This window comes from Streptomyces doebereineriae (assembly GCF_031845645.1).
GTDB lineage: Bacteria > Actinomycetota > Actinomycetes > Streptomycetales > Streptomycetaceae > Streptomyces > Streptomyces canus.
This window is the reverse complement of sequence record NZ_JAVREZ010000490.1, coordinates 1-411: the sequence shown is the minus strand read 5'-3', so window position 1 is coordinate 411 and position 411 is coordinate 1. Positions and strand designations below refer to the sequence as shown.

The 411-nt window shown below is 67.2% G+C and carries 1 protein-coding gene; it reads left to right on the top strand.

What is annotated here, in order from left to right:
* On the top strand, nucleotides 1–411 hold a 411-nt coding region (locus RNB18_RS52910; RefSeq protein WP_311721166.1), incomplete at both ends, for a zinc-binding dehydrogenase.

Here is a 411-nt window from a genome sequence, read left to right as displayed (position 1 = left end):
GATCGGCACCGGCGGCGTCGGCATGAACGCCCTGCAAGGTGCTCGTGCGGTCGGTGCCGGGAACGTGGTGGGTGTGGATCCGGTCGAGTTCAAGCGCGATGCGGCACCGTCATTCGGTGCGACCCACACCGTCGAATCGGTCGAGGCCGCCATCCCGCTGGTACAGGAGTTGACCCGCGGTGTGATGGCCGATCGGGTAATCATCACCGCCGGCGTCGTGCACGTCGATCTGCTCGCTCCGGCGATGATGCTGACCCGCAAGGGGGGGACCTGCGTGCTCACCGGCCTGGTCCCGAATGGCGAGGTGATGGTACCCCTGGTGCTCGCCGAGATGACCTTGTCGCACAAGCGGCTTCAGGGTGCGCTCTACGGCGGCATGAACCCGCGCGCGAGCATGCCCATGCTGCTGGA